Below are 18,830 nucleotides of genomic sequence, written 5' to 3'. Positions count from 1 at the left end.
GATCTTCATCCGCGATCCGAAGTTCCGGCCCAAGGCCGCCCGCATCATGGACCTGTATGCCGGCACCTTCGACGGCGTCCCGCTGGGCGCGGACGAGTACGTGGTCTCCAGCGACGAAAAGACCTCGATCCAGGCCCGCTGCCGCTGCCACCCCACCCTCGCCCCCGGACAGGCTCGGGCCATGCGGGTCAACCACGAGTATCGACGCGGCGGCGCCCTGGCCTACCTCGCCGCCTACGACGTCCACCACGCCCGCGTCCTCGGGCGCTGCGAGCCCACCACCGGCATCGTGCCCTTCATGAACCTGGTCACTCAGGTCATGACCAGCGAGCCCTACGCCAGCGCGAAACGCGTCTTCTGGATCGTCGACAACGGCTCCTCCCACCGCGGCAAGGCCGCCATCGACCGCCTGGCCAAGGCGTTTCCCAACGCCGTGATGGTCCACATCCCGGTCCACGCCTCCTGGACCAACCAGATAGAGATCTTCTTCTCCGTCCTCCAACGCAAAGTCGTGGCACCCAACGACTTCACGGACCTCGACCAGATCCGGGACCAGCTCCGAGCCTTCGAAGACCGCTACAACGCCACAGCACAGCCGTTCCAGTGGAAGTTCACCACCTCCGACCTGGACGATCTGCTGGCCCGGCTCGACCGACACACACTCGACCGACAGGAAGCATCCTCCGCCGCACCAGCAACATGATCAACCCCCGAAGGACTTCGGGCTCCGACCACTAAGCGCCAGAGCCCTGCTGTTGGATGCCAGCATGGGACTGTACATGCCGAGAAGCGTCGCCCGTCCTGCGCGGACACATCGCACTGTTTTTCAGGGTCGCACGGCTCGAATTCTCGACGCTGGGACAGCGCGGGTAGACCCTGTGAGGCGTACCTTCGTCACACAACATTCGCATTGAAACAAAGTTATGTCAGGGCAAGTAGAGTGTGAATCGGCCCTGTCCGGAAGGTTCTCTGACTTCTGGCCGACGCCCGTTCAGATGCACGTCCGCTCGTTGTTTCCCCTACCAGGGACCGTCAGGACGGGACGTCGGGTTTGGGGGTGGGGGTTGGTTCCAGGAGCGGAGTTTGTCGGGGTTGAGGACGACCCAGATCTGGGTGATGTGGTGGTCGGCGATGTCGAGGCTGATGACGGCGGCGACCTGGTGGCCGTAGCGGGCGACGAGGCCGGTGCGGCCGTTGACGGAGTGGGTGGTCAGTGTGGTGTGGGGGCGGCGGGCGAGGAGTGTGAGCAGGCTGTGTGCGACCTGTTCACCGCCGTGTACGGGTCGTACCAGCGCGCGGACCTTGCCGCCGCCGTCGAAGAACGCCGTGGCGTCCGGGCAGAGCAGTGAGGCCAGCAGGTCGGCGTCCTCGGTCAGGCAGGCCTGACGGACGGTACGGGCGAGGGCGTCGTGCTCCTGCGGCGTGGTGGGACGTGAACGCTGTGCCCGAAGGCAGTGGCGTGCCCGGTCGGCGAGTTCGGCGACCTCCGGCTCGGTACGTCCCACGATGTCGGCGACCGTATCGGGTGCCATCCCGAAGAGATCGTTGAGCACGAACGCCGCCCGCTCGGCCGGGGACAGAGAGTCCAGAGCATCCAGCAGAACCCGGCTGGCCTCTTCCTCCGGTGTGGAAACAGGATGTCCAGCCGCCCGGGACCCTACAGCGGCCCCCGCCGTCCGGCCGGCGTCATCAGCCCGGCCGGGCAGGGCGAGCCGGCTCAGACAGATGCCACCCGCCACCTTCGCGAGCCAGGACCGGGGCGTCGTGATCTGCTCACGGGCCGCCTCGGCCAGCTCGTACCACCGCCGATAGGTCTCATCGACAGCGCTCTCCGCCTCACTGCCGCTGCCCAGCATCCAACGGGCGACGTCCAGCAGATACCGACGCTCCTCAAGCAACTCCGCGATCGGCACCGCGTCACCATGGTCCATACGGCATCCTCACTCTCGCACGGCACCAACACGGCCACCGCAGCAGTCATCCAGGCGACGGGTCCGTGCACGATGGGACATCAGCGTTCCCCCTTCGGCCCGCGCGTGTGGCTCGGCAATGCGTCCGGCGTCAGGGGACGCCGTAACAGTTCCCCCCCTTTCGGCCTCCGGACACCGAAGCCCGGCCCGGGTCTACGGGCATGGGGTTGACGGTTTGAACGGTGTGATGCGCACGTGGCGGCCACCGGAGCCGCAGGAGCGCAGCGCCACGAAGGAGGTAGACAATTGTCAAGTCCTCGGTCAGTCGGAGCGCTCCTGGACGAAGCGCCGGCATGTCGTTCGCGGGCACGCAGAAGGGTGAGCTGGTCGTGTATCCGCTCGGGCGGCGCTCCCGCCCCGCTGAGCGGGAGCGTTCGGCAATGAAGGACTTCACGCACCGCTCTCCCTTCTTCTGTCGGCTCGACAGCTAGACCGGAGGCTGGCAGATGTTGTGACACCATCGCATCTCAATTGCTGGGACCGCGGAGCACCGCTGGCGTCCTGCTGCTCAGGGGCGGGAGACCAGGGTGCCTGTTGATGTGGCCGTGACCATGGCACGTGTGCTCCTCCCGTGACAGGCGGGCAGGCGTTCACCGCGCGTCCATCACCTTGGCCGCACGGCTGGCGACCAGTCACGAAAGACTGCGGACAGGTCGGCGTCGTCGTCGTAGGACAGCTCGCCATGGGAAACACCCTTTCCTCCCCAATGGAAGAAGCTCCCCAGGCACCACTCTGTGGGTCCGAGGAGGGCGACGCACTCGCCGTCGAGGCCTCCGCCCTGCGGGCGTGACCGCACTGGAGGCACCACCCGCTGGAAGAGGTCCCACAGCCCCTCTGGCAGCAACCGCTCGACAAGCTCGCTCGTCATACAGGCAGCATCCCGCAGGATCACACCAAACGAAGTGACTTGTAAGGACGACTCGGTGAATGGCGAGCCTCTGCCTATTCCCGGCAAGCCCGCGGCGACGCCGAGCCTGGTCCCGAAGGAGGAAGGAAGCCCGAACGAGGTGGTGCCGGCCGACGTTCGCGAGTGACGGCGGCTCCGGTGGTCGCGCGCGAACGCCACGGTGCGCTTGCTGATCAGCCTGGGGGGAGGCAGACCGCCCGTTCGCCGAGTGGCTCGGCATTGGCGTGAGCGCGCGTGCTCGGGCGATGGTTCCCGGTGACCGCCCGGCCTGCGGTGGCCCACTTCAAGAATCCGTGTAGGACATTCGGTACGCAACGAAGTGCAGACCACGCCAGAATCGAGCTCTCTTCCCCTGACGAGTACTCGTCGGGTCCGCACAGAGCCCTGAACGCACAATGGCCGGTGCAGCAAGCAGCCATCTGCTTTTGCAGCTCGGGCTGCTCGGAACCTGGGGCCGGTCGAGGTCCAGGCATTAGTCAAGTGACTATGACGTTCGCGGCGGACGGTGCCTGACCGCCGCCGCACGACCTCCGAGTGCATGACGCGCTCGTCAGGAGCCGAGCCGGATTGCGTCATCAGCTCGCCGCCATCCCGAACAAGGCGGTGAACCCACGCGGCCGTGTCACGCCCGATCCGTCCGGAAGGTGTTCGAAGGGCACCGCTCAGGGCTTTCTCCTACCTCTGGCCATGCCCCATGCCCAAGGTGCAGTCGGATGACCGATGTTTGGGCTCGGGGCGCCAATAGATGCTGGTCCCCGTCTACTCAGGTCACTACGCAGCGGCAGATACGTAGGGATCTTGCTCCCGAGGGCGGCATTCGTAGCTTTTCCAGCACTGCGAGTTCCGTTTTTCGGCTATCGCTGCCTGGGTGAGCTTTCTGGACGAGAACTACAGCAAAGAGACGGGGATTAAGGAGACCTTATGCATTCCACGAAGATGCCTGCCGCCAATACGCTGGAGGATGCGGCGTCCGCTTTCGTTGCACTCCGCCCACGGCTCTTTCGTATTGCGCACCGCATACTGGGGAGCGCGACCGAGGCCGAGGACGTCGTGCAGGACACATGGCTGCGCTGGCAGAACACAGACCGTGCCCGGGTGCTGGATCCACCGGCCTTTCTGGCGCGGACCACAGCCCGTCTGGCCCTCAATGTCGCCCAGTCCGCCCGTTCACGTCATGAGGCTGGCGCCAGCCCCTGGCTTGCTGAGGTGATCGACACCAGCCCGTCCCCAGTCACCAGAGTTGAGCGAGCAGAGGCACTGGAACTGGCCCTCCGCCTGCTCCTCGAGAAGTTGGACCCCACGGAACGGGCTGCTTACTTGCTCCGCGTGGCGTTCGAGTACCCCTACAGCCGGATCGCCGACAATCTCCAGCTCAGTCAGGTCAACACCCGCCAGATCGTCAGCCGAGCCGGCAAACGTCTTTTCACTGGACGACGTAGACCAGTAAGCCCGGCGGAGCACCAGCGACTTCTGGACGCGTTCGTCGCCGCAGCGCAGTCAGGCGATCTCATCGGCCTGGAGAATGTGCTGGCTGTCGACACTGGCCGGGATCAAATCCAGGTTGCCAAGCGGAGTACCTACACTCGGCAGCACACTCGCCGCAACATAAAACTGGCCTGCGTTCAACCCTAGTGCTGAATTCCTCTTTCGCTGGGTATACGTCGCTGCGGAGTTGGGCTACTGCCAGAAAACGGTCGGCTGCTGGCTGCACGGCTTCAACCACTCAGGCCTGCGAGGACTGGATGACCTGGGCGGGCAGGGACGCAAACGGCGGATCACCGAGGAGGGACGGCCGAGGATCATCGCCCTGGTCAAGACCGTGTCGCCGGGACGGCTGAGGTGGGAGCCCGTCGGGGAGCTGTGGGCCTTCGACGAGTCCGGGCCACCCGAGTGGACCCTGAACTCCCTGGCCGCAGTGGCGCGGACCGAAGGGATCGCAGTGGGCCGCTCACAGGACCGCCGCATCCTGCCCGCACCCGCCTGGTCACCCGACGGCCACCGGACCAAAGCGGAACTCGACTACAGCCGCGCACCGGAGAAGCCACGGTGGCACATTTTCCGCGAAGCCACCCTCACCGGCCGGTCATTCGCCAACCGCGACGACATCGAACACGCCACCACCCTTGCAACCACAAGGTAGTCGGCGCCGTCGGGCGCACCCGGTTCCGGGACCGCTGACATACCTGGTCAGTGAGCTCGCCGACACGGTGGCGGGCATCACGCGCCTGCTGGAGCAGACCGGGTTACGGCTGGCGGGAACCCGCACGATCCCGGACCGGCTGGTGTCGTTGGTCGACCCTGACGCCCGGCCGATCCGCAAGGGCAAGCCCCAGCACCCCACCCAGTTCGGCTACACCGCGCTGGTGACCGAGACCGAAGAGGGCTTCATGGCCGACCACCAGGTCCACCGCGGGAACCCGGCCGATGCCCCGCAGTTGGCGCCTTCGGTCGAGCGGGTGACGGCGCTGATCGGCCGGGTGACGGGAACCGCGGTCGCTGACCGTGGCTCCGGCACCGCGGCAAACAACCGGGCGCTCATCGAGCTGGGGGTCCAGCAAGTCGGGCTCCAACGCAACGGAACTCCGGGAAGACTCGCCAGGTACGAACGTAGCCGCCCGTTCTAGCGGATGCGTAACTGGAGAGTCGGTGTCAAAGCCTGGATCAGTCACCTCAAGCGCGGCTTCGGCTTCCGCCGCACCCGCCTCCGTCGCCTGGCCGGCGCCGAGACACGGGCCGGACCGGGGAGCTTTGCCTGCAACCTGCACCGAATGTCGGTCGTCGCCAGGTGAATAAGGACGCCAGCTCAGAATCCGGCACTGGAACAACCCCCAACAGCAGCCCGATCACCGGGCCAAACCCTTTTTCAGGGGCAAGTGGCCAGCTAGAGAGTTGACGGAAAACAGCGTCCGTCGGGCATCGCTGACCCTTCTGACCTGCACCGTTCCTGTGGGCGCCAAACAACTCATGCAGTTGCGACGCTCTGCGATCACTGAGGAGACCTGTGCCCGCGCTGCCATCATGGCTGGCTGAACCGCTCTGGGGCCACTTCGCGACCCTGCTGCCCGAGCCGCCGGTGTACCACCCGGGCCGTCCGCTCGGCTGCCACCGCCTAGCGACCCCGACCGGCTGAAGGCCGCCCTCTCCCGGGTGCACAGCGCGAGCCTGGCTGAGGATACCGACTACGCCGTACCGGACGTTGCCGGTGACGGCGGAGACAAGCAGACCCTCGCCGAAGTCTTCGACTGGGCAGGACACGTCGACCAGGTGCTCATCACCGCGGGCGGCATCAGCGGCACCGGCCCCCCTGACCGGGCTGTCGGCCGACGACATCCGCACGACTGTCGACTTCCGCCTCCAGGCGGCCGTCGTCGCCGCCCGCGCGCCGGCTACCTGGCCCTCTTCCTCCGCCCAACAACTACGTCACCGGCCAGGTCATCACCGTCGGCGGACCTCACCTGACTCCGACCCCCGCCATCTGAGCTCGGGCTTGAGTAAAACCTTAGGAGTTGGTCGCCGACGAGGCCGGTGATCCGGTCGCTGGACTCCAACGCGATCTGCTTGAGCCGGGCGAAGACGCCCAGTCGGATCCGCTTGTCGCGACGGTTGCGGATCGTGGTGGCCGACGTCGTGTCGGCAATCGCCTCAAATCGTTCCCAGAACGGCTCCGCCAGCCATGATGGCAGCGTGGGCACAGGTCATCGCAGTGTCTCCCCAGCGATCACAGAGCGTCACAACTCCGTGATCGCCACGACCAATGCTCGTTCTGCCCCCGAGGTCCCCACCGCGCCTCTCTGCGCGACCATTAAGTCGTTTTACTGATGGTGCAGTCGCCTCTAGCGTGTAAGGGGTCGCGCCTGATGGCATTAGCATGTGGCGTGAATTGACCTATTAGCGGAGGAACCTTCACATACTGGGCCCGATGTCGGCAGTGCCGACGGTCGAGCGTCCGGTCATGTATGAGCGTTCCGCTATCACGCAGGTAGCCCTCCTCCCGGGCCGAACGCGGATTCGGGCACGGACCACCGGGCCGGGGCATCTTCACCAACTTCTGCTGCACCGCCTCCGAGCCCGATGAGCACCTGGACAAGGACTTCTTCCCAGGGCTGCGCGCCCGCGTGCGCACCCATGTCGCCGCGGCGATCGACACCAACGGGTACTTCGCGGTGCCGAAGTACCGCGATACATTCCAGTGCCGGTCATTCCCGCGGCGGTCGGTGAAACGGGCGATCGCAGGGGCCGCGGCGGGCATTGATAGCGTCGGCATGTGCCGTGCCGGTCGGTACGGTGTGCCGCTCAACCGAGAGAGACGTGATGTCCCCGACGATTCGAAGGGCCGTGATCCCCGCCGCCGGACTCGGCTCCCGTCTGCTGCCCCTGACGAAGGCGACACCGAAGGAGATGCTCCCGGTCGGCGACAAGCCGGTCATCGAGCACACGGTGCGCGAGCTGGTCGACTCCGGCATCACCGACATCACCATCGTCGTCTCCGGCGGCAAGAGCCTCATCCAGGACCACTTTCGCCCCAACCCGGCCCTCGTCGAACAACTTCGCGCAGACGGCAAGACAGCCTACGCGGACGCGGTTGAGGAGGTCACCGAGCTCGCCCGCCAGGGCCACATCACCTACCTCGACCAGTACGGCCCGTACGGCAATGGCACCCCGGTGCTGAACGCTGCCCGTGCCTTCGGCGACGAGCCGGTGCTGGTTCTGTGGCCCGACGACGTCTTCGTGGCCGAGGTCCCCCGCGCTCAGCAGCTGATCCGCGCGTATGAGCAGACCGGCTGCCCGGTGCTGGCCCTCATGCCGATGGACCCCACCCACTCCCAGCGCTATGGCGTGCCCATAGTCAAAGAAGACCTCGGAGACGGCCAACTGCGCATCACCGGCCTGGTCGAAAAGCCCGAGCCCACAGCCGCCCCGTCGTCATACGCGGCCATCGGCGGCTACGTTGTCACCCCCGGCATCATCGACGAACTGCGCGAGCAGACGCGCCGCTGGTACGAGCACAAGACCGGCGAGGTCTACCTGACCGACGCCATCAACGCATACGCCTCCACCCGCGCGGTATACGGGCAGGTCATCCAGGGCCGCTGGTACGACACCGGTAACCCGGCCGACTACCTAGTCGCGCAAATGGCGTTCGCCCTCGCTCATCCCGAGTACGGCCCCGTCCTACGCGGCCTCGTCGCTGAACTCGACGTCGACCGTGCTGCCGCCATCCAGGCGGAAACCCACATCTGACCAGCCGCTTTCCGTCCTGGCCCGCCCGCAGCGAGCGGGCCCAGGACAGGGAGCACCTCGTGGTACCCCAACGCGTCGTCGCACCCGTCATCGATCAGCACGACATGTGGTTTGGCGGAAGAGAGACTTTGGGCCGTGCGCGGTTACACACCGATCGGGTAGCACCGCAGGGAACGCTCCTCGTCCTGCTCATTGACCGGGCATCCCAAGGTCCGCCCCTTCCACAAGAGTTGGGGATGGCGGTAGGGAACGAGTCGGATTCGTTCCCTACTCGCCACTGGGTCGCGGATTCCTCACGACGCGATGAAGCCTGCCGCCGAACACCCCGCCGACCCCATGCGCCGTTGGCCACTCCGTCGGCGGGCTTGCCGGCCCTCGCAGCACGGGGTGGCCGCCAGCGGACCAAACAGGGCGGGGAGAACCGCTGTGGCACCGTGGTCTGTAGAGCAGTGGATCCCCGGTCAGCGAAACCGGGGATCCTGCGTCGGCGACGCCGCGGCGGAGACGCCCGGCAAGGTCGACTTCGCGCCAAGCGTTCCGAACCCTGGGCTGCGCGCTCTGGTCGGGCCTCATGGCGACGGGTCGTCCGTCGCCACGGTCGCGTTGTGGTAGGCACGGATGAGCGCGATCACAGTGTCGGTGGTGCGGTCGAGGTAACTACGGCCGTCGGGCGGCTGAGGCGTCGGGCTGATGTAGCTGCGCGTCCCGAGGTGGGTGGCCGGGTCGAGCCGATGCACGGTGATCTTCCCGGCGCGGCGAGCCCGGTTCCATCCACTACCGCGCAACAGCCGCCAGCGCTGAGGGAAGATCCAGGTCCCGATCCGCTCAATTCGGTCGCTCGCGCTGGTGAGTCGATGCACGTGCTCGGCATGGGTGAGGTCGTTGGCGCCGTTGTGGAACCCACCGAGGGTGATCAGCAGGAGGGGGCAGCGTAGCTGGGTGTGCAGTTCCTCGACCGCGCCGGTGGCGACCTGGGCGCCGCCGCTGTAGCTGAGCAGCACCACGGGGATACCGCTGTCGGCCTCGTAGCCGGCGAGCCGGAGCTGAGTGGCGATCTGGGAGCCGACGGCCCGGTTGTACAAGGGGCGGTACCGGTGGTCGGCTGCGACGAAGATCTGCATGACATTGTGCAGGAACAACAGCAGCCCGATGCGGCGACGCAGTCGCGCCCACACCGGCCGATCAGCAAGCGGGTCGGCCAGCGGCGAGTAGGGCTGCACCTGACCCAGTACCCGCAGCTCCGGCGCCCCGGCGATCACGGCCTTGACCAGCTGGCCGCCGTCCCGGGTGTCGCGGACGCGGCGTTTCCCAATGCCGTCCAGGTAGACCAGGTAGGCATCCGGAGGACTGTCAGGGTCGGCACCCCGGGCGTAGGGCACGCCCTCCGGAAGCTCGGTGGTAGGAGCCCGCCAGCCGGCGCTGTAGGCAAGCACCTCGTAACGGGCCAGCAGAGCTTCGGCGAGCAGGACCGGACCGAGCACCAGGACAATGAGCAGGAACCAGGTCACGTCAGCAGCTCCCGCGCCCCGCTGGCACTGATCTTCACGAGCAGGTTCCGAACAACTTCGACGATACCGGCAAGCCCGACTCCTGCTACGGCCACGCAGCCCGCGGCAGCCCACCAGCCCAGATCCGTCATCTCGGACAGTGGGGCGACGAGGCCGGCTCCGACCCCCACGATGAGCAGCAGGTGCAACAGGGGCCCGAGCATCGGGAATGCGATGACAGCGGCGAGAACCAGCGGGGCCACCAGGCCGGGTGTCCAGGTCAGCTCGGCGGGTGACGATGGAGCGGACAGCGCCAGCTCGGCAACGGCCGATGCGGTCCGTGGCCACAGCGCGATCACAGCGGCCTCGACCATGGCACCGGTCAGCAGTAGCCCGACGGCCACAATGGGCCGAGACGCGCTGTACCGGGTGGCTACCATGGGCAGGATCCGTCCGGCGGATTCAGACAGCCCGGCGAGCAGCACCAGGACGACAACAGCGGACGACATCAGTCAGCGCTCCTGTGGGAATCCGACGGTGTCGGTCGGCCGACCCGGCCGACCCGGAGCAGGTAGCGCTCGAGTTCGTCGGCGGCGCGCATATAGCCGCCGGCCTCGCGCTGGGCGACCTGCAAGGTGGCAGCCGCGTCCCGGAAGCCCGGTTCTTCGAGCAGGCGTCGGGCCAGGACGTTCACGGGTCCCGGGGCGGCGTCCTCGGTACGGATCGACAGGCCGGCGCCGAGCTCGACAACCCGCCGGGCCACCAGCGGTTGATCTGCGCCCTGCGGGACCACCAGCATCGGCACCCCGGCGTGCATGGCCTCGTTGACGCTGTTCATCCCACCATGGGTGACGAACAGCGCGGCACGGGCCAGCACCTCCGGTTGCGGCACGAAGCGGCGGGCGAGCACGTTGGCCGGCAACGGCCCCAGGGCCGCGGGATCGGTCTGCCCGGTGGCGACGACCACGGTACCGCCCAGCGGGGCGAGCGCGGTGGCGAAGCTGCGCAGTAGCCGCGGGTGGGCGTTGAACACCGTGCCCAGCGAGGCGTACAGCACCGGGGCTTGCAGTCGATCGGTCGGGAACGACGCGTCGAGTGGACGGGCGCCAAGGCTTGGGCCGACGAACTGGTACGACTGGTCGAAGGTGTCGACGCCGACTTGGAACGCGCGCGAGGTGAAGACCAGGTTGAGCGGCTGGCGTACGTTGGTCAAGTCGACCAGGGGCAACCCGCGGGTGTTGTAGCGGCGGTACAGCTCCCACCGCGACCGCACGTAGCTCTGGACATTGCGGGGCCGGGTCGCCGCCGCGGCCAGCAGTTCCCGCGAGACGCGGCTGAGGCTGGGCACATGCCTGTTGAACGCAAACGTGGTGAACAACGCTACTGCCGGTACCTCGAGTTCGCGGGCGGCGACTGCGCCCCAGGGGCAGGCGGCGCCGTGGACGATCAGGTCGGGCCGGACGCGACGCAGATCGGAAAGCACGGCAGGCAGCAGACCCACGGCGGTGCCCGCAAGTCCGTCCAGCATCGTGAGCGGCATCGGCGGATCGGGGAGCGGTTGGTCACCCCCGGGGTAGAGGCACACGGTCGCACCGGTGGCCTCGATCTCCTCCGAGAACGCGGGCGAGGTGTAATACGTGACGGAGTGGCCACGCCGAACAAGCTCGGCTATGACCGGCAGCGTCGGATTGACGTGCCCGTGCATGGCGATGTTGAGGAACGCGATGCTGCTCACCGGCCGACCCCCGATACGGAAGTAGTCCGTGCCTTGTCCGGGGCCGCCGGTGTCGCCGGTGGATCGTCGACCCGATACAGGCCCGGCCCACTGATGCGCAGCCCGTCGAGAAAGTGCCCCGCCGCGAGGGACGCGGTGGTGATCAGCCGCTGGGAATCGCCGAAGTCCCACGGGGCCGGCCAGTTCTCGATGCCGGTCGGCAGCACGACGGTCGGAATATGCTGGGACACCTCGTGCAGATCACGCTCGATCTGATGGTGCATCAACAGCAGCCCGGCCCTGGCGGCGATCGCACTGGCACGTCGGCGCGGGATGGTTGGGCGCAATGGCGAGCTCTCCGGCCCGGTCGACAGCACCACCACGCTGGCCGCTCCGGCCTGGAGGGCCGCCAGTACCGGGACATAGGCGATCACCCCGCCGTCGACGAGCGTCCGGCCCTCACGCTCCACCGGGGGCAGCATCCCGGGAATGGCTGCGCTGGCCAGCAGCGCGGACTCGAGGTCTCCGTGGTCGAGCAGCGCCGGAGCACCGGTGCCCAGGTCCATGGCCACCGCGGTGAACGGGACCGCCAACTGCTCGATCCGCGACGGCAGTCCAGCCCGGGCGATCAGCCGACGCAAGCCGCGATCGGTGAAGAGGCTGCCCCGTGAGGACAGGTGGCCGAGCGAAAACACCTCACGACGACGCAACTGGGTCCACACGTGGTCCAGCCACGGCGCGGCCCCGTCGGGGTGGGTGGCCCCGATCGCCCCGATGAGGGCGCCCACCGAGGTTCCGATGATCATGTCCGGGACGAATCCGCGCTGCTCCAGCGCGTACCCGACACCAACATGCGCCGCTCCGAGCACGCCACCGGCGCCCACCACCACGGCAACGGGACGAGGCAGGGTGCGCAAGGCCGTCGACGTCGGGTCCCCGGGCGGCTCGATCGGTGACAGCGGACGCGTCTCCTTGTCGCCCGTCATGGTTCGACGCCTCTCACGGCCACGACGACTCGCCAAGTCGGTCCGGTTGAAGCCGAAATGTCCCAACGAGACTGATCTCCGCCGACAAGTAACCCTCATGATCCGCCTTTCTCCCCACGGCACCGAATCGGATCGGTTCCCCAACAACGACCGGGAGGCCACCCGGTCTGTGACACCGTGAGGGTGAACAAGTCGGCGCCCCTGAGCCCCACCCCGGGCAGTGATTCGCCGTCGGCGCCGTGGGCGGGCAGCCAGTCCGATCCGGGGAGTGAGCTCGTCAACGTCGTACTCAGGCACGGTGAACCCGACCCCGCACCGCGGGTCGAACAGCAACGCCAATGGCTTCGGCCCGAGCCCTCGTCGCGCGGCGTAAAGCCGCCGCCGACGGATCAGCCGTCACCACGCACGGCCAGCGGACCGTCAACGAAGCCCACACCCGCCGATACCCGCGCACCTGCGGCCGGCCAGTATTTGACTGTTGGGTGCGCTTCCCCTGATGGGGCAGGGTCGGTGGCTCGGTCCGTCGGGTGTGCGCGTACCCGACAGCGGTTGTGACGGGCAGTCAGTCCGACGGCGTGAGATTCTGGCCGCCGCACAGGAGGCACATGTCCGGTCGTACCGAGGTCCGTCGCCCAGTCCGGGCGCCGGGGCGTTGCCGAATTGGCTCTACCGGTCCGCAACGCAGGCCGCCGCCCTCGGGGCGAAGACAACGGGCGACCGATGACACGGCTGATAAGACGCACAGCCGCACACCGGGCCCGGCTTCCTGTCACACTTCGTCCGCTATCCCGGTCAGTAGTGCGTACCCCCAACATGGCTAGGAGATCATCGTGGAATCGCGTCTCAACTACTTCGGCAACCCCCTCGCCGGCAAGGTGCTGAAGCACATCAACTCGGCCGGCAAGGCGGTTTCGGACTCAACGCTGCCAGCCGTTGTCCAGGAACTGGTGAAGATCCGCGCGAGCCAGATCAACGGCTGCGGCTTCTGCACCGACATGCACACCAAGGACGCCACCGTGGCGGGCGAGACCCCGCAGCGCCTCAACCTGGTCGCGGCCTGGCGTGAGGCCACGGTCTTCACCGAGGCCGAGCGCGCCGCGCTGGAACTGACCGAGCAGGGCACCCGCATCGCCGACGCAGCCGGTGGTGTCACGGACGCGGTCTGGGCGAACGCCGCCAAACACTTCGACGAGGAGCAGCTGGTCGCGCTGATCTCCCTCATCGCCGTCATCAACGCCTACAACCGCATCAACGTCATCAACCAGCAGCCCGCCGGGGACTACCAGCCCGGCCAGTTCGGCTGACCGGCCGCCATCCCGGACGCATACGGTCCGTCTCCGCGCCACCCCGACCTGCAGCGGGAGACGGACCACCGGCGTCAACCGGTCCCACTCAACCATGGCTTCGCCGCCCCGCCGCCCCGGATCACCATTGGTCGGCTGGGGCAGGCCGTAGACACGCCATCTCTGGTCGAATTGCGCATGTCGCGGCCCAGTCACCGCATGCACTCAGCCATCGCCGTCCCACCGTTACCAACGGGCTCCTCGTCGCCCTTGTGCCTGCTCTCTTGCTGCAAACACTCAGTCGTCCAGTCGCCAGGTGCGGTTTCAAGGATGTACCCGGACGGCGACCTCATTCGGTCTGGCTACACCGCGCCAGACGCGGCAGTTCGGTACCCATGCCCGCCAGCAAGAAGCCCGGCCATGTCGTACCGGCTTCCCGGGCATCGGATGCCGTCGTCCGCCCGAAGGGCGGCCCGGGCAGCCTCTGGTGCGTCCCATCGGCGCGCCGGGCGGAAGTCCTCATACTGGACGCACTCGGACTTTCGCCCCGTACGGCGAGAGTACATGCCGGGCGTCGCCCGGCAGACGAGTATGTGACGACAGGTCCCACGCCTGGCCTAGAGAAGCCGCTGTCTGCTCACTCAGCGATACGGTGTCATCGCGGCGCACCACCGTGGCCTTTCCACGGATGTGGCAATCATCCTCTGCAAGTGTTGGCTGCTGGCCGAGTGGCCCGCTGACGAAGCCGATCCGGTCCAGTTCTGACTGTCCGACCTGTCCCTCCCCCGCTCGTGCGCGCGGATCCAACAGGCTTATAGAACAGTGGTCTTGTTTCATCCACTGTTCATAGACCGCGCAGACACGATGAGCACCGTGGGCAAACCGATCAGTACGGTGGCTCGGCACCCTGCCAAGGCGCGCATGGGAATCCGATCGATTCACCGAGTCGAGCCGATGCTCGGCCGTAGCCGGTTCCTGGCAAGCCCCGGACATCTTCCCGCTTGCCCCCCCCCACGGTCTGTCCCCATGGCTTGCGGCAACGTCCTGCCGCAACCGCGGCCATGTCCATCTGTCCGGACGTGGCTGAAACCTCTCCCTCGAAAGGGCTTCTTTCTCATGCACCGTCATTCGCGTTACCGGCGTATTCGCATCCCTCTGACCCTCATGGCCACGGCAACGGTCGCCGCCGCCCTTTTCGCTACGTCGGTCGGTCCGGCGAGCGCCGCGAAGACCACTTCCTCGCAGGAGCACAAACCCACCGTGGTACTCGTCCACGGCGCGTTCGCCGACGCCTCCAGCTGGAACGGCGTCATCAAGAGGCTGAAGGAGGACGGCTACCCGGTGGTCGCCGTGGCGAATCCGCTGCGCTCGCTGAGCGGCGACGCCGCCTACGTCAAGGAGGCCCTGGCCAGCATCGACGGGCCGGTGGTTCTTGTCGGACACTCCTACGGCGGAGCGGTGATCAGCGACGCCGCCTACGGCTCCGCCAACGTCAAGGCGCTGGTGTACGCCTCCGCCTTCCTCCCCGACAAGGGCGAGAGCGCCAATGAACTGGCAAGCAAGTTCGGCAGCACGATCGGCGAGGCTCTGCGCCCGGTCCCGATCACCAAGCCTGACGGCTCCCAGGATGTAGACCTCTACATCGACCAGTCCAAGTTCCACCGCCAGTTCGCCGCCGATGTCCCTGCGAGCATCGCTGACACCATGGCGGTCACCCAGCGTCCCGCGACCGGCACCGCTCTCAATGAAGGTGCTTCCGAGCCTGCCTGGAAGACCATCCCGTCCTGGGACCTGGTGGCCACCAATGACCAGATAATCCCCTGGAAGCTTCAGAGTTACATGGCCAAGCGCGCCAACGCCCACACTACGGAGGTCAAGTCCTCCCACGCGGTGACCGTGTCCCACCCGGGCACCGTCACCCGCATCATCGAGGAAGCGGCGCGAACGGTCAGCTGACCGACGCACTCCACGGGTGGGGCGGCCAGTTATGCCGCCCTACCCGTTCGTCGTCAACTACTCAACGAACCTCTTCGGCATCAGCGCATGACAAGGTCTTTCGAATGTGGCGGAGTCGGTGACCAGGTCGAGTTGGCCTGTGGGCCGACGATAGATGCCGGCCTCGCTTCCCGAAGTGGAGGGTTCAGGTGTGGCCGTCGACGGGTACGGTTGCCTGACTTCCCTGGCCGGCCAGGTCCCACAGCTGACCGGCCAGCAGTTCATGTGGGGATGTGATGCCCAGAGTGCACTCGTTGGTGCGGTCGGTGGGGTGATCGATCCAGAGCAGTCGAAAACAGTCTGCGTGCTCCTGTTGATAGGCGGGGTGGGAGTCCAGTACCTCATCGCCTCGAAACCGGTGGATCGCTAAGGGTCTCGAAAGATCAGCACGCCGAGTGCGTGCGCGTCAGCCGGCGTGGTGGCCCCGCTGCGCCCGCCACGATCTCCGGTGCCCCGTACACCGGGGTATGCACCGGCGCGGATTCGACTGCCGATACGAGATCGAGATTGTCCATGTCGATGAGCCGGATCTCCTGCTGCCCGGGGTCGGCGGAAACCAGAACGTGGGCGGTCGTGGCCGTCTGGACGACGAAGTCCTCGTCGCCGATGCTGAGTAGGCGGGGACGGTTGCCCATGAGGTGGATATGGGGCGCGGGTCATCGGGACCTGCTCGGCCGGAGTGATCGGGCCCACCTGCGGGACTGCGGGCGACGTGAGCGAGGAGCCGGGGGCCACGGCCCGAGGCGGCTTGGGTCGGAACAGGCTGGAGGGGGTGGCCATGTCCAGGGCCTTGGGCGCACTCGTCATTATGGGCATGAACCCAGGCGTCGATGGCGCCCTGGGCGGCCGGTAGATCAGCGAACGACCCGCAGCAGTCCTGGCGTTCGCGGCGCAGGGCGCGATGGAAACACTAGATCTTGCCGATCTTGGTGGGCGAGCACGGCTTGATCCGTCGTCCGGTGATGCCGTTCTCACGGCGGATGCGTTCGAAGAGCACTTCGGCGCGAATCGGCTTGGTGAAGCGGAGGGGACGGCGAGTACCGCTGCTACGACCAGGAACCGGGAGTGGTCGTCGATGCCGGTCAGCATCTTGCTCTCGCGCCCGTCAGCGAGGTAGATCCCGCCGACCAGGTCCAGTTGCCACCGGTGCATCGGCGCCGCACGTTGCCATCGCTTGTACTTGCGGGCGTGCCGCTGTTCCTGCAAAACGATCAAGCTGTTACGGGTGAGTAGCGGGTGGCCGATGGCTTTGGACGGCACCGGCGTCACGCCCCGGACCTCTATCCCGTAGGAGATCCTCCGGGCGCCCCAGCGCGGGTGAGCCCTGCGCAACTCACAGACCAGGACTTCGATTTCGGCTGCTGGCCGATGCGGACTGCTGTGCGAGCGCCGGGACACGTCATCGTGCCGGATGGCGTCCCGCCAAGTGGTGTAAGCGACCTAGGCAGCAAGCGCGTCGGCTCCGGCGCCGCACGGCGAGCCGCGCAAAGCCATCCAGCCGTGTGGCCGGCGGAGCTGGTCTCCGGCTCAACAGCCACACGACGGAGCCCGGGACCCTGATCTGGGTTCCGGGCTCCGCCTCCCCGTATCGAACTTCGCAGGTCAGTCCCCCTGTTCCCTTCGGGTGCGCCTTGCCGGCGTGAAAACATGGCTGCGGCGCCTGCCCGCCGACGCCGGTAGCTCGTTGGGACGTTGAGCCCGTAGGTCAGTCTGGTGCCGGGGCCGCAGAGGGGCCACGCACTGTTGCCATCGAGCACGCCGGTCAGATTTTCGCTCCCCCCGCGGCCCCCTGGGCAGGCGTCGGCCCGTACGGATCGATACCAGGGAGTTGTGCATGGCGGACACCGACGACGGTGGCGTCGAGGAGATCGAGCAGGCCGAGGAGCTCGTGGCCCGTGTCGCGGCGATCGATATCGCCAAGGCGTCGGGCATGGTCTGTGTGCGGGTGCCGCACGAGGACAAGCCCGGCAAGCGCGTGCAGCGGGTCTTCAACACCGTCGCGACCAGCGGCGCGATCCTGGACCTGGCCGACCACCTGGTCTGCCAGGGCGTCACCCGGGTGGTGATGGAGGCGACGTCGACCTACTGGAAGCCGTACTTCTTTCTGCTGGAATCGCGTGGTCTGGAGTGCTGGCTGGTCAACGCCCGTGACGTCAAGAACGTCCCGGGCCGGCCCAAAACCGACCGCCTGGACGCGGTCTGGCTGGCCAAGCTCACCGAACGCGGCATGCTCCGGCCCTCGTTCGTACCCCCGAAGCCGGTCCGTGAACTGCGCGATCTGACCCGGGCCCGGGCCGTCATGACCCACGAGCGCACCCGCCACAAGCAGCGCACCGAGAAACTCCTCGAGGACGCCCAGATCAAGCTGTCCACCGTGATCGCCGACATCTTCGGCGTCTCCGGCCGGGCCATGCTGGAGGCACTGATCGCGGGCGAACGCAGCCCCAAGGCGTTGGCGGACCTGGCCCACGGCACCATCAAGGCCAGCCACAGCACCCTGGCCGAGGCCCTGACCGGCCGGTTCGAAGAACACCACGCCTTCATGTGCCGGATGCTGCTGGACACCGTCGACTACCTCACCGTGCAGATCGACAAGCTCACCGCCCGGATCACCCTGCGTCTGGCCGAGCTGTCCACCACCGAGGACGACGAAGGCCCCGGACAGGGCACCCTCATACCGATCACCGACACCGAACGCCTCGACGAGATCCCCGGCGTCGGCCCCAGCACCGCGCAGGTCATCCTCGCCGAGACCGGCCTGGACATGACGGTCTTCCCCACCGCCGGCCATCTCGTGTCCTGGGCGAAACTCTCCCCACGCACCCTCCAGTCCGGAAACAAGAACACCTCCGGCCCCACCGGCAAAGGCAACCCCTGGCTCCGCGGCGCCCTCGGCGAAGCAGCAATCTCCGCCGCCCGCACCGACACCTTCCTCGGCGCCCGCTACCGCCGCATCGTCAAACGCCGCGGCCACATGAAAGCCCTGGTCGCCGTCGCCCGCTCCATCCTGGTCGCCGTCTGGCACCTCATGAACGACCCGACCGCCCGCTACCGAGACCTCGGCCCCGACTTCCACACCCGCAACCTCGACCCGGCCCGCAAGAGCCGCGACCTCGTCCGCCAGCTCAAGGCCCTCGGCCACGACGTCACCCTCACCCCGGCAGCCGCCTGACATCCCACGACCCCACCGCCCCACACCAGCCCCCGACCGTCACCATCGAGGGGCTATCTCGCCATCCCCATCTGA

At 67.3% G+C, this 18,830-nt stretch carries 15 protein-coding genes and 4 pseudogenes; 11 read left to right on the top strand and 8 right to left on the bottom strand.

The window, feature by feature from the left end:
- Positions 1-46 precede the first annotated feature (46 nt).
- Positions 47-703 (top strand): transposase, encoded by a 657-nt coding sequence (locus OG819_RS34370; protein ID WP_266652486.1) that lies wholly within the window; start codon positions 47-49, stop codon positions 701-703.
- A gap of 316 nt (positions 704-1,019) precedes the next feature.
- On the opposite strand, the gene OG819_RS34365 is transcribed toward OG819_RS34370, so the two are convergent.
- Together OG819_RS34365 and OG819_RS34360 are read right to left on the bottom strand one after the other, a co-directional pair.
- Positions 1,020-1,931, bottom strand: coding sequence for a sigma factor-like helix-turn-helix DNA-binding protein (locus tag OG819_RS34365; protein ID WP_266652484.1), 912 nt, complete (start codon positions 1,929-1,931; stop codon positions 1,020-1,022).
- Positions 1,932-2,739: 808 nt separating this feature from the next.
- A pseudogene (locus OG819_RS34360) lies at positions 2,740-2,838 on the bottom strand (IS5/IS1182 family transposase); the annotation flags it as partial.
- Positions 2,839-3,798: 960 nt separating this feature from the next.
- Here OG819_RS34360 and OG819_RS34355 point away from each other — a divergent pair.
- The 5 genes and pseudogenes from OG819_RS34355 (at position 3,799) to OG819_RS34335 (ending at position 6,336) form a co-directional block, all read left to right on the top strand.
- On the top strand, positions 3,799-4,509 hold the full coding sequence (locus OG819_RS34355) for a sigma-70 family RNA polymerase sigma factor (protein ID WP_323138077.1): 711 nt from the start codon (positions 3,799-3,801) through the stop codon (positions 4,507-4,509).
- 40 nt (positions 4,510-4,549) lie between these two features.
- The gene (locus tag OG819_RS34350) at positions 4,550-5,017 is read left to right on the top strand and encodes a helix-turn-helix domain-containing protein (RefSeq protein WP_266638451.1); all 468 of its coding nucleotides are present in this window, start codon (positions 4,550-4,552) and stop codon (positions 5,015-5,017) included.
- Positions 5,018-5,042: 25 nt separating this feature from the next.
- Positions 5,043-5,666: pseudogene (locus OG819_RS34345) on the top strand (transposase); the annotation flags it as partial.
- A gap of 212 nt (positions 5,667-5,878) precedes the next feature.
- Positions 5,879-5,986, top strand: a pseudogene (locus OG819_RS34340) (IS5/IS1182 family transposase); the annotation flags it as partial.
- Between the two features lie 38 nt (positions 5,987-6,024).
- The gene (locus OG819_RS34335; protein WP_266638794.1) at positions 6,025-6,336 is read left to right on the top strand and encodes a hypothetical protein; all 312 of its coding nucleotides are present in this window, start codon (positions 6,025-6,027) and stop codon (positions 6,334-6,336) included.
- A gap of 44 nt (positions 6,337-6,380) precedes the next feature.
- Here the strand turns inward: OG819_RS34335 and OG819_RS34330 are convergent.
- A pseudogene (locus tag OG819_RS34330) lies at positions 6,381-6,569 on the bottom strand (IS5/IS1182 family transposase); the annotation flags it as partial.
- Between the two features lie 619 nt (positions 6,570-7,188).
- On the opposite strand from OG819_RS34330, the gene OG819_RS34325 reads away from it, so the two are divergent.
- Positions 7,189-8,118 carry a UTP--glucose-1-phosphate uridylyltransferase gene (locus OG819_RS34325; RefSeq protein ID WP_266638452.1) on the top strand — a complete coding sequence of 310 codons (930 nt, stop codon included), beginning with the start codon at positions 7,189-7,191 and terminating at the stop codon, positions 8,116-8,118.
- A gap of 569 nt (positions 8,119-8,687) precedes the next feature.
- Here the strand turns inward: OG819_RS34325 and OG819_RS34320 are convergent.
- The 4 genes from OG819_RS34320 to OG819_RS34305 are packed head-to-tail and all read right to left on the bottom strand — an operon-like array spanning position 8,688 to position 12,305.
- The gene (locus OG819_RS34320) at positions 8,688-9,626 is read right to left on the bottom strand and encodes a hypothetical protein (RefSeq protein ID WP_266638453.1); all 939 of its coding nucleotides are present in this window, start codon (positions 9,624-9,626) and stop codon (positions 8,688-8,690) included.
- Positions 9,623-10,114, bottom strand: coding sequence for a hypothetical protein (locus OG819_RS34315; RefSeq protein WP_266638454.1), 492 nt, complete (start codon positions 10,112-10,114; stop codon positions 9,623-9,625). The genes OG819_RS34320 and OG819_RS34315 overlap by 4 nt, the downstream gene beginning before the upstream one ends.
- Positions 10,114-11,340: a macrolide family glycosyltransferase gene (locus OG819_RS34310; protein WP_266638455.1), complete on the bottom strand. Its 1,227-nt coding sequence runs from the start codon at positions 11,338-11,340 to the stop codon at positions 10,114-10,116. The genes OG819_RS34315 and OG819_RS34310 overlap by 1 nt, the downstream gene beginning before the upstream one ends.
- Positions 11,337-12,305, bottom strand: a complete 969-nt coding sequence (locus OG819_RS34305) for a patatin-like phospholipase family protein (RefSeq protein ID WP_266652482.1) — start codon at positions 12,303-12,305, stop codon at positions 11,337-11,339. Before OG819_RS34305 ends, OG819_RS34310 begins: the two co-directional genes overlap by 4 nt.
- 830 nt (positions 12,306-13,135) lie before the next feature.
- Between OG819_RS34305 and OG819_RS34300 the strand changes: the two genes are divergently transcribed.
- Both OG819_RS34300 and OG819_RS34295 read left to right on the top strand, forming a co-directional pair.
- Positions 13,136-13,609, top strand: coding sequence for a carboxymuconolactone decarboxylase family protein (locus tag OG819_RS34300; RefSeq protein WP_266638432.1), 474 nt, complete (start codon positions 13,136-13,138; stop codon positions 13,607-13,609).
- 1,095 nt (positions 13,610-14,704) lie between these two features.
- Complete coding sequence (locus tag OG819_RS34295; protein ID WP_266638457.1) at positions 14,705-15,544, top strand: alpha/beta fold hydrolase; 840 nt, start codon at positions 14,705-14,707, stop codon at positions 15,542-15,544.
- Between the two features lie 422 nt (positions 15,545-15,966).
- On the opposite strand, the gene OG819_RS34290 is transcribed toward OG819_RS34295, so the two are convergent.
- Positions 15,967-16,218: a hypothetical protein gene (locus OG819_RS34290; protein ID WP_266652480.1), complete on the bottom strand. Its 252-nt coding sequence runs from the start codon at positions 16,216-16,218 to the stop codon at positions 15,967-15,969.
- Between the two features lie 430 nt (positions 16,219-16,648).
- On the opposite strand from OG819_RS34290, the gene OG819_RS34285 reads away from it, so the two are divergent.
- Positions 16,649-16,816, top strand: coding sequence for a hypothetical protein (locus OG819_RS34285; RefSeq protein WP_266638459.1), 168 nt, complete (start codon positions 16,649-16,651; stop codon positions 16,814-16,816).
- Between the two features lie 601 nt (positions 16,817-17,417).
- Positions 17,418-18,755, top strand: coding sequence for an IS110 family transposase (locus OG819_RS34280; RefSeq protein WP_266647905.1), 1,338 nt, complete (start codon positions 17,418-17,420; stop codon positions 18,753-18,755).
- The last annotated feature ends 75 nt before the right edge of the window (positions 18,756-18,830 follow it).

The sequence above is a fragment of the Streptomyces sp. NBC_01549 genome, from assembly GCF_026339955.1.
Classification (GTDB): Bacteria; Actinomycetota; Actinomycetes; order Streptomycetales; family Streptomycetaceae; genus Streptomyces.
Note: the sequence above shows the minus strand (reverse complement) of the source record. Positions and strands in the feature narration are given on the sequence as shown.

Excerpts from the sequence above, each read along its gene's own strand:
- OG819_RS34370 (WP_266652486.1), top strand. The coding sequence starts at position 47 with ATGGACCTGTATGCCGGCACCTTCGACGGCGTCCCGCTGGGCGCGGAC.
- OG819_RS34365 (WP_266652484.1), bottom strand. The coding sequence starts at position 1,931 with ATGGACCATGGTGACGCGGTGCCGATCGCGGAGTTGCTTGAGGAGCGT.
- OG819_RS34355 (WP_323138077.1), top strand. The coding sequence starts at position 3,799 with ATGCATTCCACGAAGATGCCTGCCGCCAATACGCTGGAGGATGCGGCG.
- OG819_RS34325 (WP_266638452.1), top strand. The coding sequence starts at position 7,189 with ATGTCCCCGACGATTCGAAGGGCCGTGATCCCCGCCGCCGGACTCGGC.
- OG819_RS34315 (WP_266638454.1), bottom strand. The coding sequence starts at position 10,114 with ATGTCGTCCGCTGTTGTCGTCCTGGTGCTGCTCGCCGGGCTGTCTGAA.
- OG819_RS34305 (WP_266652482.1), bottom strand. The coding sequence starts at position 12,305 with ATGACGGGCGACAAGGAGACGCGTCCGCTGTCACCGATCGAGCCGCCC.
- OG819_RS34295 (WP_266638457.1), top strand. The coding sequence starts at position 14,705 with ATGCACCGTCATTCGCGTTACCGGCGTATTCGCATCCCTCTGACCCTC.
- OG819_RS34290 (WP_266652480.1), bottom strand. The coding sequence starts at position 16,218 with ATGGGCAACCGTCCCCGCCTACTCAGCATCGGCGACGAGGACTTCGTC.
- OG819_RS34280 (WP_266647905.1), top strand. The coding sequence starts at position 17,418 with ATGGCGGACACCGACGACGGTGGCGTCGAGGAGATCGAGCAGGCCGAG.